Consider the following 16,504-nt stretch of genomic DNA (forward strand, 5'->3'; position numbering starts at 1 on the left):
TTTACTCTCGCAGATTTAGCAGATCAAGCAGATAAAAAATCCTTTTAATCTTTTTAATCAGTGGCAAAAAAATAATTCGTGCGAATTAGTGAAATTCGTGGCAACTAACTTTATTTCTTAACCTCGTAAACTTTCAGATTTTTTTCTCCGAACATTTCATATAATTTGTTTATGTCTTTTAGAGCATTTTTTGGCAGTTTTTCTCCTTTATCTCCAAAAACAAAAAGCTTTTCTTTCGGTTCAATCACACAAGTCGATTCGTCGATTTCTCCTTTGTCGTTCTTTACTTTATTCAAATCTAAATTTAAATATTTCGCCATAAACGGATATAAAGCCATACGTTTCGAAATTCCGAAATCATGTCCTTCTTTCGCAAAATGAGCATTTTCAACTAAATCTTTCTTTCGGTATAATTCATAAGTTCTTTGAATGAACGGAAACTCCAATTCTGGAACTGCCAAAGTCCAATCTTTTCCATCAGAAACAATTAATTGCGGTTTTGGAGCCATCATGGCTGAGATTTCGGCATTGTTTGTTCCGTTTCCACATAAATGGATTCCGCGTCCGCTTTCGCATGGACATCCTCCTGAAAAGTGAGACGAAACCATCACAACTGGAGCTGAAACTTTTACACGGTCATCAATCGCTGCTAAAAACATGGTGTGCGATCCTCCGCCAGAACCTCCAGTAACGCCGACTCTTGTCATATCAGCATTTTTTACGGTTGCTAAATAATCCAAGAAACGAATTCCTGTTAACACCTGAACTGTCGATGCAATACTGTTTCGATGCGTTTCTTCAGGAAATTGCAATAACGATTCTCCCCAAGCAAATAAGTCATAAGCCACAACAATTGCTCCCATTTTAGCCATCATGGCGCATCTGTACTGCTCGTCTTTTCTATACCTTCCGTCGCCAAAATGTCCGTCGGGAGTTAGAATAACGGCCGCTTTTTTATTTAACGGATATGGTTTGTAAATTGACCCTGTTGCATAAACGCCAGGCAAAATTTCCAAAGCAATATTTTCTACACTGTAATCTTTGTAGGTTCTCTTTGGAGTTAAAAGTGGTTTAGACTTAGGTATGGGGGGCGCCTTATCCAAACCAAATGATTCAATCATACAAGCTTTTAACTCCATTTTGCGTTTTTCCCATTCTTCTTTCGTCGAATAAAGGCTTTCTAAGTAAAACAAACGTTCTTTTCCTTTATCAACAGAGACTTTATGGTTTTCATATTTACGAATGATATACGTTCCATCTGGCTGTTTGAAATACATTAATTCGAATGGAGCCAAAATATTAGTCAACGAAAGCGGCAAATTTCCCGGTTCAATTCTCCAATCGGCATAATCCAGCTCTTTTCCTTTTAATAAACCTCTGTCATCGTTGATTGTGACTTTAAAAAGCGTTTCAATTTTCTTTAAAGTTTCTGATACCGGTTTTCTGAAATTGGTATCAGAAGTGCTTTGCGCATTCGCAAATGTCAAAGCAAAAATGGAAACTAAGATGATGTATTTTATTTTTTTCATTATTATATTTTTTTGAATTGCCTCCAGTTTTAACTGGAGGAAAACAAATTGATTTTCAAAATTGGCTTTAGCCTAAATTAATCATTTGGTTAAAGCCTTCTGACATGTTCTATTTTGCAACCTCCATCTAAAGATGGAGGCAATTGATTTTTTTGAGCTTAACTATAATTCATAACTTATAACTCATAATTACAATTTGCATTCTATTGTATAAATTCCAGATCCTAATTCTAAAGTCGGCTTTTTATCTTTTTCATTAAAACCTGCTCTAACCTTTTTATCATCAATTTTTATTTCTGAATTCTTCGAAACTGGCAGTTTAATTGTCGCTGTTGTATTCACAGGAATTCTAACATTCAAGATAAACTTACCATCTTTTTTCTCCCAAGAAGAAGCAATTTTACCATAAACCGATTGATAATCCGCTTTCGCGAAAGTCATATCGCCAACCACTTCCGGCTGAATGAAGAAATGTTTGAAACCCGGTTTTTCAGGATCAGACATAATTCCGGCTAAACTTTGGTAAAACCATTCTTCTATTTGCCCTAACATAAAGTGATTCCATGAATTTCCTTTTGTTGGATCCCATTGCTCCGTTAAAGTGGTCAAGCCAAATTTAATCTGAAAACCATAACTTGGCGCATCATAATGATTGTGCATTCTGAACATGGTTTCGTTTTCTCCGTTTCTTGCTAAAGTCTGAAATAAATAGCGATTTCCAACATCTCCCGTTGTTAAACGATCTCCTTTATCTTTGATGTCTGCCAGTAAATTCTGCATTACCGCTTCTTTGTACTGAGGCTCTACAATATTCATAAAAATCGGAACTGAGTTACTAAACTGACTGTTAGTTCCGTATTGTTTGGTTTCTGGATTAAAAAATGCTGCGTTGAAAGCTATTTTTATTTCAGAAGCTAATGTTTCGTATTTCTCAAAATCTTCGGTTTTGCCTAATAACTTAGCCGCTTGAGCTGTCAAATACGCTCCATAATAATAATGTGAAGTTGCCGAAAGCGCAATCGGACTGTTTTTTGAATATCCAGCGGCATGAGTTCCGTAATCGTACCAATCGCCTAATCCGTGAGAAACGATGTGGTTTGTCGATTTTGTTTCTAAATAATCGACGTACTTTTTCATTATAGGGAAATATTTCTCTAATAATGAAGTATCTCCGTAATATTCGTAATACATCCAAGGCAAGATCACGCCTGTAACACCCCATTCTGGAGAATCGGTAAAATCGCCACCAAAAATCACATATTCTGGAACAATAGACGGAATTAAACCATTATCACGTTGTGAATCAGAAATATTCTGCATCGTAGCCGGAATATAATTTTCTAAATTATAATTGAACATTAAACCCGGGCCATTCAAATGAATTTCTTCTAACCAGCCTAACTTTTCACGTTGCGGACAATCCGTAAAAACACTTTGGAAATTACTTTTTATTGAGTTGTTTATCAGCTCATGTGTTTTATTGAAAATTTCATTCGAACATTCAAAACTTCCCGCTTCACCAGACGAATTGTAAATGAAATTCGATTTTAATTCTACTAAAGTTGGAAACTCCGCATTTTTAGCATCTTTGTAATTAATATTTTCAATTTGAACATATTGATAACCGTAGAAACTGAATTTCGGTGTCCATTCTTCAACTCCATCACCTTTTAAAGTGTAATCATAATAATAGGGTTTTCCAGATCTTCCCTGCGCGATTGTGCCTTCTTCATTTAATCCTTCCGCAACCCAAACACGAATCGATTGTCCTCTTTTTCCTTTTACTTTGATCGTTGGAAATCCAGAAAGATTTTGTCCCATATCAAAAACGTAGAAATTCGGTTTTAGCTCTTTTACCGTTTTAACTTCGTATTGTTTTTGGATAGTAACAGGCGGTGCAGTCTGCGGTCTTAAAACTCCTTTTGGCGCTTCTTGAATGACTATTTTTTTCCAATCTCTATCTTTAAAACCTTTTTTATTCCAGTCCTTTTGTTCTAAGTTGGCATTGTAATCTTCTCCACCAAAAATACTGTTATACGTAATCGGACTTTTGCTGTATTTCCAAGTTCTGTCTGACTTTATAATTTCTTCTGAACCATCATTGTATTTGATTTTCATTTTGAAAAATAAAGTCGGCGGACCAAAACTCACGAAGAATTTGGTATATCTTTCAGCCAGCGTATTGTACATTCCGTTTCCTAACAGAACGCCAATTACGTTATCGCCTTTTTGAAAATCTTTTGCGCTTAATTCGTAAACATTGTAATTAACCGTTTTGTCGTAATCCGTCCACAAAGGTGCAAATTGACTGTTACCTACTTTTTTTCCGTTGATTGTCAGTTCGTAATGTCCTAAACCTGAAATATAAACAACGGCTTCTTTGATTTCTTTTTCTACTTCGAAAGGTTTACGAAGCAAGATACTTCTGCGCGCCAAAGAATCGGAAGCATTGATAAACGAGTTCTTTTTTTCTCTGTTGAAAGTCGCAGTATGATACGTTCTTCCTTCCGGCAAATGACTATCTGCTTTTGTAATCGCACCAATCCAAGTTGGATTTAAATCTGATTCTAACGGCGCCATTCTGAAAGAAGCTGTTCTACTCCATTTTGAAATTTTTCCTGATTGATTCCAAACTTTAACTTTCCAGAAATATTTGGTCTCGCTTTTTAATGGTTTTCCGTTATAAACAATATGCAGGTTTTTGTCTGTATTTACTCTTCCTGTGTTCCAGATATCTCCATCGTCATTATTTAGTTTTTCTTCCGAAGAAGCTACTAAAATCAAATAAGCTAATTGTGATGCATCAGATTCTTTTGAAACTAATTGCCAGCTTAATTTTGGTTGAGTTTCTACAACTGCCAATGGATTTTCAGCCATTTCTGTTGTTAAGCGTACAGGCAGAATCTGTCCTTTAGAAACTATAGTTACTAAAAGAAAAAATGCTAATACAATATTTTTGAAATTCTTCATCTTTACTTGTTTGTCTGCTAATTATGTTTTTCGCAGATTTTGCAGATTGAGCTGATTTATTTTTTTGCCACGAATTACACCAATATCACGAATTTCTAGGATGTTCAATAAAAAATTAGTGCAAATTCATGTAATTCGTGGCAACCTAATTATAATTTTTTAGTTACCAAAGACTCGATATTGAATACTGCTTCTGGGATTTGTTTTCCTGTTTGAGGCAAATCATCGTAATCGTCTGTGTCTGGCGCTGTGTCTGGATTTGGAGAATATCTTTGTTCTCCTGTGCGGAACATAATTCGCTCGAAACCATCTGTTGGTGCATAAAATATCTTCGTTGATTCTTTTCCATCGTTTACTTTTATAGTGTATTGACGGTTTTTAGCATCTAATTTAACTGTGATTTTATACGCTTTATTTGCTTCGTATTTCGCAACCGAACTCAAACGAGCGCCATTTTTCACTTTTAATTCTCCGTCAGAATCAAAAATTAATCTTACGGATGGTAAACCTTGTTTATTTTGAAATTCAATCTGCAATAAACCATGATTATTCTGTTCTGGCATTACGGTGAAAACAGCTTCCATTTTTGATGCGAAAGGAATCACTCTTTCCGCACGAGAATAATCAAAATAATCCTGATCTCTTAAAGTCAGCCATTTTTTACCGTCGGCTTTCTTTTCGATTTTTGTGGATGCCCAAGAAAGATCATAAGTATTCCAAAACTTCAATTCTTCTCCGTTTGGAAGCGTATTGAAAACATCATTTACATTTTCTGTCACAACAGAAGTTACTGGAACCGGAATCGAAGCAACCCAAATATCTTCTTTATTTACGCTGTAACCCACCCAAATTTTTCCGTCTGGCGGAGTTCCGTCTCCTTCTGTGATGCCGCGTACGTATTGAGGTCCTGCAGATTTGTAGTTTCCGCCGTAACGCATCGGACTCACTTCTCCGTGAACCAACAATAAATCTTTATAATTCAGTCCGTCATCACTTGTAGAAATCGCCAAGGGCCAACGATATTCTGACGGATTATAAAGCGTTGCATAACGATTATCAGACGTTTTTTGTCCCCAGATTTTAGCATTACTGTTTACAAAACCTGGCGCGCGCAATGGCATATAATCCCAAGATTTTCCGCCATCTTTACTGATAGAAGTTAAAGCATGTTTCCATAAACCAACCACATTTCCATTTGCTAAATGATAATAGCTAAATGCTTTATACGGTTTCTGCAACGGAATCAATTCGTCATCGCGATCGGCTTCTTCTACCCATTGCTGCAACATTAATGGATTAGATAAAATTTCTTCGCAGGCTTTTTTGAATCCTTTGTCTTTTGAAGCGGTATAAAATGGGAATTTCGATTTCGATTTATCCCAAGTTTTATTGTATCTGATGAAATAGATTTCGCCAAAACTTCCATCTTTTTTGATTTCACGAATCACACGTCCAATTCCTTTTCCGTCGTTTGGATCGTCTTTTTCATCCATCGCGATTCCGTAATACGCCAAAGCAAAAAGTCTTTTGTCTTTTGAAGTATAAAAGCCCATTCTTTGGTGCATAATCGCATCTAGATTTTTGGCCACACCTTCAACTCCTTCTTTTTTCCATCCGTCAGGAATTCTATAAATCGGGAAAATAACTTCTGGTTTTGTCCAAGTTACTCCGTCTTTAGAACTCATAAATAAAGTCTGGCTTGGCGGAATATGTTCTCCCGAAGGATCACTTAAATAATGCAAGTAAAAAGTATTATTCCAATACGCCATCATCGGCTGGTGATTGTATGTCCAACCAAAACCATCTGCTTTTTCTGGGTGTTCACGGCTTGCACGCATAATTTGTGTCGCGTGAACTCCAACCGCCGGACTTAACATTCCGTGATGGTAATCGATGTTTGAAAGTGTTTTACCAACATAACGCACTGTGTCGTTTTGCGCATTTACAGCAGTTCCAACCAAAAGAATTGTGGCTGTAGCGATAATGTTGGTTTTTATGTTTTTGAAAGTAATCATATTTATATTTTTGGTTTCACGCAGATTCAACAGATTTTAGCTGATTTGTGCAGATATAATTTTTAATCTTTTTGATTTTCACAGATTAAAAAAATCTGCTTAATCTGCTTCAATCCTTTTAAATCTGCGTGAAATTTTTCTACCCTTTTTATCTGCTTGATCTGCCAAATCTGCGAGAAAAAATTTTTACTCTCGCAGATTTTGCAGATTTTACAGATTTTATTTCTTTTCAATTAATCCTTTTAAAACTTCGCTTGAGATTGTTGTAATCGTTCCATGTTTATGTCCTTCTGGAAGACTTATTTTCGATGAAACATCTTCAAAATGAACAAAATCTGAAGTGCTTAAAGCTTTATAATTTTTTGAACCGTAATTATCATAATACAACAGCCAATTTTTACCCACTTTTACAACGGTTGGACCTTCTGATAAATATTCGGTTAAAGGTTCAGAACTTTTTTCAAACGGACCTAAAGGCGATTTTCCGAAAGCTACTTTTATATTTCGCATTGGTCTTGTGTTGTCTTTTAAAACCAAAACATAGTCTTTCTTTCCTTTTTTGACAATCACACAGTCAATTACGCTAAAACCTGGATCGTAATATAATTTTGTATCCGAAAAAGTTTTGAAATCCTTAGTCGTTACATAATACATTCTGTGGTTGTTTTTCTCTTCTTCCACTCCTTTCGGATATTTAAACGGAATTGTCGATGCCCAAATAATAATGTATTCCTTTTTCTCATCATCATAAAAAATCTCTGGTGCCCAAACGTTTACCACTTCAGGTTCGTTTTTCATTACTGGAATATATTGCTGATCTGACCAATGCATCAAGTCTTTTGAACTTGCGTAACCAAAACCATTTCCGCCTTTCCAATCGGTTGTCCAAACCATGTGATACGTTCCGTCAGCTCCTTTTGTAATTGATGGATCACGCATGATCTTACTCGCTCCGATTTCTGGTTTTAAGAATGAACCTTCTAAACCTTTCCAGTTGTAACCGTCTTCACTATAAGCCAAATATAAGCCTTCTGTTGCTGGTTCTCTAAACGACGTAAAAAGATATAGTTCTTTCTTTTTCTGCGCGTAAGATATCGCAAAAAGTGAAAAGATTAATAGGATGAATATTTTTTTCATGTCTTATTTTATTTTCCTGCAAGGTTTTCAAAAACCTTGTAGGTATATATTTTACGTTTAATTCTGAAACCTACAAGGTTTTGAAAACCTTGCAGGATCAGACCTTTCTTATTGATAGCAAAAAAGCCAAATCTTTCTCTTTAGCCCCGATCGCAGTGGAAATCCTTTTGTGCCGGGGTTCGGCACAAAAGATTGTAACGAAGAGCGGGACGATGTTTCCAAAAATGCCTATTGTTTCTGCTTCTAAATATAATTATTAAAATACCAACAATGTTTTCAAAACCTTGCAGGAACGTGGAATTATTCTGTAATCGCTTTTTTATCTAAAGAAGCGCCTTTTTTAATTTTTGTTGTTACGTTGTTTAAAACATTGTTTTTCAAGAAAATATTTTTCGTTTCTTTTCCATCGGATTCGATAAAAATATCGGTTTGATTGAATGGAAAATTATTACTAATCAACGTGTTAGAAACATTATCTAATTTGATAACTGGAACTCCTTTTATCGGTGTTGAAGATCCAACGTTATCTAAAATAATATTTTTTGAATCTGATATTTTGAAGGAAGAACCTGCCGTTGCGTTTACTTTTACATCATGAAATTCAACATCTGTTGCGGTGCTCACGGTAAAACCTTCTTTTCCGTCCATATTAATATTTGAGAAAGTAATGTTTTGAATTGGCATTTCTGTGATTCCTAAAATCTGTCCCGCTTTGTTCACGTTTGAAGCTGTAATGTTGTTCATGTGAATGTTTCTGAAAATCGGCGTTTTCTCTGTTACAGGCTCAATTTTAGTGCCTTTATCGTAAAAAAGGCTTAATACAATTGCTTCTTCTTTGATGTTTTTCATTACGATATTATCGACGCGAATGTCTTCTACAACTCCACCTCTCCCACGAGCCGATTTGATACGGATTCCTCTGTCTGTTCCGTCAAAAACACAGTTTGAAATAGTGATTTTTTTGATTCCGCCAGACATTTCGCTTCCGATAACCACTCCGCCGTGACCGCTTAACATCGTACAGTTTGTGATGGTTACATTTTCTGTCGCTTTTCCGTATTTACGACCATCGCCATCTCTTCCCGATTTGATTGTGATACAATCGTCTCCCACACTAATATGGCAGTTTGAAATGTGAACATTCGTACAAGAAGAAGGGTTAATTCCGTCTGTGTTTGGCGAATGCGGATTAAAAATCGAAATTCCAGTAACAGTTACATTATCACAGAATTCTGGGTTAATTGTCCAAAAAGGTGAATTTTGAAAGGTCACGCCTTCGATCATAATGTTTTTACAGTTGTAAGCCTGAAAGAAAGAAGGTCTGAAAAATTTCTTATCAACTGTTCTTTTGTAATAGGGTTCTGTATAAAGACCTTTGTTTTGCTCTTCCCACATCGTTTGGTATTTGGTTGGAGGCAAAGGTTCTTTTGCTGATTCGATTCTGTACACTTCATTCCACCAAGCTTTTCCTTGTCCGTCGATTACCCCTCTTCCTTTGATGGTGATGTTTTCTACATCTTTTGCATAAAATAAAGGTTGGAAACTTTTCATTACGATTCCCTCGTAACGCATTTCTACGTAAGGCAAAAAATCATCGAAGTTTTCAGAGAACTTTAAAAGTGCTCCAGAATCTAAATGAATTGTGATGTTGCTTCTTAGTGTTAAAGCTCCTGTTAGATATTCTCCAGCCGGAAAAAAAATAGTTCCACCGCCATTTTTTGATGCTTTTTCAATTGTTTTCTGAATGGCATCAGTGCATTTTTGGCCTTTATTGTTTCCGCCTTCGTTTAAGATGTTGTACCAGCCATCATGTGCGAATGCTGTCAAACTGGTGATGAAGCAGAGTATGAATAGTATATTTTTGATTTTCATAGTTGTGTTGTTTTTTACTCTCGCAGATTTGGCAGATTGTGCAGATTAATTTTTTTGCCACTGATTTCACAGATTAAAAGGATTTTTTATCTGCTCAATCTGCCAAATCTGCGAGAGATTTTTTATTCTTATTTTTGTCACCCTGAGCGAAGTCGAAGGGCGCATTCATTATCATTCAATGTGTCCAATCTTTGCGGTTCTTCGACTTCGCTCAGAAGGATAATACTAGACTTTTATTTTACTTCGATCTCAAAATCAAAACCCAGTCATTTCCATCTTCTTTTTTTCCTTCTGGTTGAAAATTTTGAGTTCCTTTATTATCAAAAATTCCGATTTTGGTTTTCTTTCCATTTCTTGGATTGTACCAAGTTGCTTCGAATTTATCACCAGCAATTTTTCCTAGTTTTACTTCTATTATTCTTCCGTTATAAGTATAAAGTAAAGCATATTTTTCTCCTCTTATTGCAGAAATATAATCGTATTTTTCTCCTTGGTTAACGACTAATGAAACATCTGGAGTTCCTTCTAAAAACGGAAATTCTTCCATTAATTTCTTGATGTAAACCATTTGTTTTGATCCAGGCGCATTGATTGCTGATGTCCATAATTCTTTATTTCCGTAAGCTGGTTTATCGCCTTTTCTAAACATTTGCATTACAGCGTTGTGTCCGTACGTGTAACCTGCTGCTCCTGATAAAACCGACCAATATCCGTAACGACGTACATCGCTTGCGGTCCATTTTGGCTGTAAAGTATCGTGCAAACCGTGTGGAATTGCTTCGTAAGAAGGTTCTCCGTCAAGTGTAGGTTTTGTTGGCTTTAATTCGAAATCTCTTAATACAAATTTGTAATTGTCTTCTTTGAAATTCGTTTTTATTGAATCCTGATCGTATCTTCTGTGTCCTGATTGGAACATATTGAAATCCAACCATTTTTCGTTGTGGAAATTCTCTGAAGAATCGGTTCTTCCAAATGGGTGAAAAGTGACTAACTGATTTGGATTATTTGTTTTTAAAGTATTTCCAATGGCTTTCCAGATATCTTGAAATTCATTTCCGTGCGTGTCTCCACCGTTTAACCAAATTACATTGGTTCTGCTTTTATATCTATTAGCCAAAAACTGAGCGTATTCTGTTGCTTGTTCTTTGCTTACTTTATTTCCTTTTGAAACGTTTGTTCCCCAAACTGGAACCATTGCAACGTAAATTCCGTTTTTCTGAGCCACGTCTAAAGTGTAATCTACGTGATCCCAGTAATCGTATTGTTTTGGATCTTTGAAATCGTTTCCAGCCGTAATCAACGGTTTTGAAACGTCTTCGTTTATCAAAGCGGCATCGCCATAAACGTTAACGGCATTAATGTTGTGCAAAACCATCACCTGAACAACATTAAATCCTTTTTCTTTTCTGTCTTTAAAATATTTCTCAATTCCCTCTCGATCCAATTTTCCGAATGCGAGCCAGCCTGTATCGCCAAGCCAGAAAAATGGTTTTTCGTTTTCGGTAACAAAATAATGCTGATTTTTAGATACTTTGATTTCAGGCAGTGATGCTTTTGTTTTAGCAGATTGCGAAAATCCGCTTTGTGCTGTAAACATAAAGCTTATACTAAGAGCGCATAAAGATTTTATTTTCAGATTCATTTTGGTTTGTTTTTGAATTTATGTTTTTTGGTTTGTTTGCCACGAATTCACGAATTTTTCTTTTACAATCTTTGTGTTTTTATTTCACGCAGATTTCGCTGATTTTAGCTGATTTACGCAGATTATTTTTTTAAAAATCTGCTGAATCTGCTTTGATCTTTTTTAATCTGCGAAAATTTTTTTTACTCTCGCAGATTTGGGTAGTTAATCAGATTTAATTCTTTTCAAATTAATTCGTGAATTCGTGGCTATTAACTTTTACTTTTTCACTACAAAAAGCGCTTTTTCTTTTATTTCGGCTTGTGGAATCGTTACTTTTTTTCCTCCGCTGATGTTGGCTTTTTTGGTTGTATTTCCTGTTGAAGCATTGATTGCGAATACTTCAAATGTTCCTTTTTCGTTTGATAAATCGATTGTAACATCTTGATCGTTTTTTAGATAGAAAAGATAACTTTTTCCTTTGTTTTCTAATTTCCAAAGATTGTCTGAGAACGTATTTCCGTCAACTAATTTCATTTCGCTTAAAGCGGAATAAAACTGAGGCAATTCGATTTTTGGGATGTTTGGCATTGAAGCTCCCGCCATCAAAGCCGGCCATCCGAAACGAGAAGAACCATCTGTTGAATATAAAATCACTTTTTCAGGATATTTTTCTCTGTATTCTCTAACGGCACGATACACTTGATTATCGGTTTCTTTTCCTGTTTTCAGTTTTCTGGCGTGCTGTCTTGGTGCTAAATTAACGCCTCCTTGTGGAGCGTAAGCCGAACCGTCTTCTTTGTAATACCAATAACGAATGTCGATTACATCAACTGTTTTTACTCTTTTGGCGTCATTCAAAATTGCATCCTGAACGTCTTTGGTTGCACTTAAACCGATTAAGCCTTTTTTACCTGTTTCGTCTTTCCATTTTTGAGCTTCATCTAACCAGAATTCCATAAAGTGAAGCGGACCCGTATATTCAGCACTTGTTAACTGAATTACATTGCTGTTTTCTTGAAAATTTTCGAACGATTTTCTAATGAAACCTTGGTGTAATTTTCTTCTATCAGCATTCGTAATATCGTAAAACTGTTCCGCCATGAAAATACGCTTGTCTCCTGCGTATGGCGGTGGTTCTGGAAATCCTGAATTGTTGATGTTATTTGCCGAACGCCAAGGTGAACTTGCCCAATGCGCTCCAGCTTCTAAAATATTGTGCTGAAAATATTGCTGATTGATTAGCATTTGTCCGTTTGGTTCTGCCAATGTTGCAAACTGCGCTAAACGGCTCCAATACCAATCGTTGAATTTTGTTAAATCGTATTTGCTTAAATGATCCCAAGCCAAATCTTTTCCGCTTCTTGCAAAAGGCTGTTCGTAAAACGGAGGCCAAGTATCATCATCAATTCTGCGTACACGTTCGTGATCGTCCATTCTGCGGTCGTACCACAAACCATAATTGTGTTCTAAAGCGATAATGTTATTTGAAGTCAAATAATCAACTGTTTCCTGAACTCTGTCTGTTAATCCGTTTCCTGTTCTTCCTGGTACAAAACGAGTTACGTGCGGTAAAGATTTGTTTACAAAATCATCTGTAAGATCACCTCTCCACCAAGCCACATTCATTTGTTTTCCGGCGATTACTTTTCCGTTAAAAGTTAACCAGCCATTTTCTGTGATTACTTTTGATTTATTCTCCGATTTATTTGAAGCAGCAATCTTTAAATCATTTGCATTTTTTAAACCTGAATTATTAATGTTAATCGGGTTTTGTTTTGAAACCTCTTCAATCCATTCTGGCAAGCTTTGTTTGGTTGTAACCGAAGCTTTAGTCAATTCTTGCGCCACTTCGATTGTCGGGCTTGAAGATGGTTCCGATCCTAAATCATAAATAAAAGCTGGCGTTGGAAGTTTTCCTAATCTGTTTTCTAGTTGTGTGTAGAACAAACTTCTTGGACTAATATGTCCGTTTACGTCTTTCCAGTGTCCGTTTCCTCCAAATTGTCCCCAAACTCCAAAAGCCCAGTTTTGAGCAGTTGGCGGACTATAACATTCTACTTTTGAAGCTGAAGATTCCCAAATTACTGAATTTGCTGCTGTCCATCCTGCTCCTCTTCCGCCTTGTTCTCTGTTGTTGTAACTTAGTGCATCACCGTCAATATTGGCGATGTCAAATAAAACTCCCGTTGTCCAACTTCCAATTGCGCCGCTGTTATTGAATGGAAGATGTGATTCACACTGAACAAAAGCATTTGGACCCGCTGTTCCAAATCCTCCCACAGCAAAATCATGATATCCAAATTCTGAATAACAACGTTGAAAAAGTGTCTGCTGACCTTCTGTATAAAATGTATGTCTTCTGAATGAAGCAATTTCTGAAACGGGTTCAGTTGCAATACAATCTTCAACTGTAATCTGCTGACTTGTTTTTAAAATCGTAACTGCTCCGCCCGCAAAATGTTTGAAATTAACTTGTTTTACCCAAGCATTTCTAGTGTTTTCGATACTGATTGCCTGCCATCTATGTTCTTCGTCTTTTGCATTTGAAGCATTAAAAGTTGATTTAATCAAGATATTTTCAACTCCAGCATTTTCAACTCTTCCCGGCCATGAATAAACCGTAACTTTTGAAGCGCCGAAAACATCATCTAATGACATCGTGATTGGAGCATTCAATGTAACTTCATTTCCGTTGATTTTGGCTACAACTCTATTCCAAGTCATATCCCAAGCACCTTTTTTCCATCCAATCCAAGAAGTTTCTCCACCGAAATCCTGCATGTTTACTTCTTTAATGAAATTATCTGTCAAAGGTTTGCTGATTTCAATTTCGTCTGAAACTTTTAATTTTGAAGCGTTTTTTAATTGGATTTTCTGAGTTCCAAGTGGTGTGTAAGGGTTATTAAATTCGAAAGAATCTTTATACACTTTATCATTTACCCCTAAAATTCGAATTAAAGCTTCTCTTTCTAAACCTGTTCCTAAAAGTACAGTTCCGTTTTCTGTGTTTCCGCTTCCTCTTAAAACAACTCCCGATTTTCTGATGTATAATGTCCCGCTAACTTTGAAAATTCCTTTATCTAAAAGAACTGTTCCGCGAAAACCCGATTTATCTGGTTTTAATGCGCTTACATAATCAATTGCCCTTTGAATTTTCTGCGTTGCATCTTCTTCTTGTTTGGAAACAAAAATCTTGTTTTCCAGATTCGGAATTGCTGCTTCAGAATTTCTGTATCCTGCAAAAGAAAAGTCAGGAATTTGGTTTCCTTGATTGTCTGCTGTAAAAGAAAGTTTTCCTTCTTTTGTTTTTACAATGTCTGGGAAAGTGTTTTGGGCTGTGATTTCGGCATTAAATGACAGAGCAAAATACATTACGAATAATGTGTTTTTGAAAGAAGCAATATTTTTTAAATGAGTGAAATTCAATTTAATACTATTTTAGAATTTTACATTTTCCTCAATTTTGTCATTTCGACGTAAGGAGAAATCTCACGCGGGATTCACACACTGTTGTCGAGCTACTAGTGTGATTTCTCCTTACGTCGAAATGACAAACTATATGGATATTCTTTGTGTTATTAAACCTGACAGGTTTTTAGAACCTGTCAGGTTTGCTTTGAAAATATTCTTAATATAACTAAATCACTATTGTAATAATGACTTCAACTTAGCTAACGTATCTATATTATTTTCGATTTTTGTCCAATCTGTTTTACTCGTTGGATCAATTCCGTTAAAATACTTTTCGATGTTCGTATAACCGTCTCCGTTTGAATCTTTATTTGCATCTGAAGCATCGTTTGGATTTAAACCAAATTTCTTTTCCCAAGCATCTGGAATTCCGTCATTATCAGAATCTTTATAGGTTTTTCCTTTATAAGTCGGATACCCCCCAACTTGATCTGGATGCGTTATAATTCCTTTTTTATAAGAATCTGCAGGCAATCTTCTTTTGACAAAATCCTTTCCAATATTGTTTTCTAAACCGTCTTTCACTTCGATTTTTCCTGTTCTAACCTGCTTCAAAATTCTTTCGTCAACAGCGTCTCTTTTCGGAATTGTCGCTCCAACATTCGTTAAAACAAATTCGTAAGCTTCTTCTGCACCCATAATTTTGAATTGAGGCATTGAAAAAGGTTTTGGCTGTTTGATTGCTGCTAAAAATTCTTTTGTTTCTGCTTCTGGAAGATTTTCCAATTGCACTCCGCCATTCCAGTTATCTGCTGTAACTTCAGGAGAACCAACAACGAAATTCCCTGAAACATAAGCTCTTCCATATTGTTTTGGCTCAATATATCCAGACTCAGGTTTAACAATTCTATGTGCAATAGGCTGATCTGCCGGCGTTATTGGACCAGGTTTAAAATAATTGTTGATGATGTTCAACATCGAACGATAATCACCGCCATCTAAGGTACGATTCCACCAATTAAATACTACGTTATTCACAAAATTAAAGTCGCCATACATTCCGATAGAAGCGTTTCTAGAAATGTTGTCGGCCCACAAGTTACGCATAAAAGTACTATTTAATCCGCCAATTGTACTTCCAAATGCGTGATTATAAGTATCTAAACCTTCTGATGAAATAGTGTTTTGAATAGTGATATTACAAGCTGGTAATTTCTCCAATTTCGATTTTGCATTAGCCGCAAATTGATGTCTATATAAAGAAATATTTTCGTCTAATCCCCAACTAACTGAGCAGTGGTCCACGATGATATTTCCCATCGGATTTCCACCCAATGCATCATCTCTTCTTGTTACTTCAGTTGCACCACGTCTGAAACGCATGTGTCTGATAATAACGTCATGAGTATCAATTTCTAAAGTTTCTCCAGCAATACAAATTCCGTCTCCGGGAGCCGTTTGTCCAGCAATTGTAACGTAAGGCGCACGCATGCTGATTCTCTTTTTTAAGCGAATAATTCCCGAAACATTAAAAACGATTGTTCGCGCCCCAACAGCTTCACAAGCTTCACGAAAAGTTCCTTTTCCGCTGTCTTCTAAACTCGTAACTACGAATATTTTTCCGCCACGACCACCTTGTGTGTATGCTCCTCCGCCTTCTGCACCTGGAAAAGCAGGAATGTCTGCAAAAACAAAATCTTTTGGATAAGAAGCCCAAGGCAAATATGGTTTTCCTTGTTTTGCTTCTTCTTTAATAATATGGAGATTTGCATTCCAGATTTCACTCAATCTTGTTTCTTCGTCTGCTAAAATAGCGTCTGCTTTTGCTTGAACATCTTTTGGAATTACAGGATATTGGGCGTAAGCTGATGAAACTAGAGAACAAAATGAAAATGCCATCAATGTTCTCTTTAAAGTACGGTTTGGAAAAATATTTTGCATGAATT

The 16,504-nt window shown here is 36.1% G+C and carries 8 protein-coding genes; all 8 read right to left on the reverse strand.

Annotation, left to right across the window (positions count from 1 at the left end; genetic code table 11):
* Positions 1 to 110: 110 nt before the first annotated feature.
* The 8 genes from QLQ96_RS18985 to QLQ96_RS19020 all read right to left on the reverse strand — a co-directional run bounded on the left by QLQ96_RS18985 (position 111) and on the right by QLQ96_RS19020 (position 16,499).
* Complete coding sequence (locus tag QLQ96_RS18985) at positions 111 to 1,529, reverse strand: acetylxylan esterase (protein WP_482492507.1); 1,419 nt, start codon at positions 1,527 to 1,529, stop codon at positions 111 to 113.
* A 189-nt stretch (positions 1,530 to 1,718) separates the two neighbouring features.
* The gene (locus QLQ96_RS18990) at positions 1,719 to 4,499 is read right to left on the reverse strand and encodes a glycoside hydrolase family 78 protein (protein WP_482492508.1); all 2,781 of its coding nucleotides are present in this window, start codon (positions 4,497 to 4,499) and stop codon (positions 1,719 to 1,721) included.
* A 149-nt stretch (positions 4,500 to 4,648) separates the two neighbouring features.
* Positions 4,649 to 6,514 carry a six-hairpin glycosidase gene (locus tag QLQ96_RS18995; protein WP_482492509.1) on the reverse strand — a complete coding sequence of 622 codons (1,866 nt, stop codon included), beginning with the start codon at positions 6,512 to 6,514 and terminating at the stop codon, positions 4,649 to 4,651.
* A gap of 219 nt (positions 6,515 to 6,733) precedes the next feature.
* Positions 6,734 to 7,651 carry a glycoside hydrolase family 43 protein gene (locus QLQ96_RS19000; RefSeq protein WP_482492510.1) on the reverse strand — a complete coding sequence of 306 codons (918 nt, stop codon included), beginning with the start codon at positions 7,649 to 7,651 and terminating at the stop codon, positions 6,734 to 6,736.
* 300 nt (positions 7,652 to 7,951) lie between these two features.
* A complete protein-coding gene (locus tag QLQ96_RS19005) occupies positions 7,952 to 9,523 on the reverse strand; it encodes a glycoside hydrolase family 28 protein (protein ID WP_482492512.1) in 1,572 nt (523 codons plus the stop codon).
* Between the two features lie 238 nt (positions 9,524 to 9,761).
* Complete coding sequence (locus QLQ96_RS19010) at positions 9,762 to 11,165, reverse strand: glycoside hydrolase family 140 protein (protein ID WP_482492514.1); 1,404 nt, start codon at positions 11,163 to 11,165, stop codon at positions 9,762 to 9,764.
* A gap of 258 nt (positions 11,166 to 11,423) precedes the next feature.
* Positions 11,424 to 14,573 (reverse strand): DUF6298 domain-containing protein, encoded by a 3,150-nt coding sequence (locus tag QLQ96_RS19015; protein ID WP_482492516.1) that lies wholly within the window; start codon positions 14,571 to 14,573, stop codon positions 11,424 to 11,426.
* Between the two features lie 219 nt (positions 14,574 to 14,792).
* On the reverse strand, positions 14,793 to 16,499 hold the full coding sequence (locus QLQ96_RS19020; protein WP_482492517.1) for a polysaccharide lyase: 1,707 nt from the start codon (positions 16,497 to 16,499) through the stop codon (positions 14,793 to 14,795).
* Between the last annotated feature and the right edge of the window lie 5 nt (positions 16,500 to 16,504).

It is taken from the genome of Flavobacterium sp. B167r, assembly GCF_056824315.1.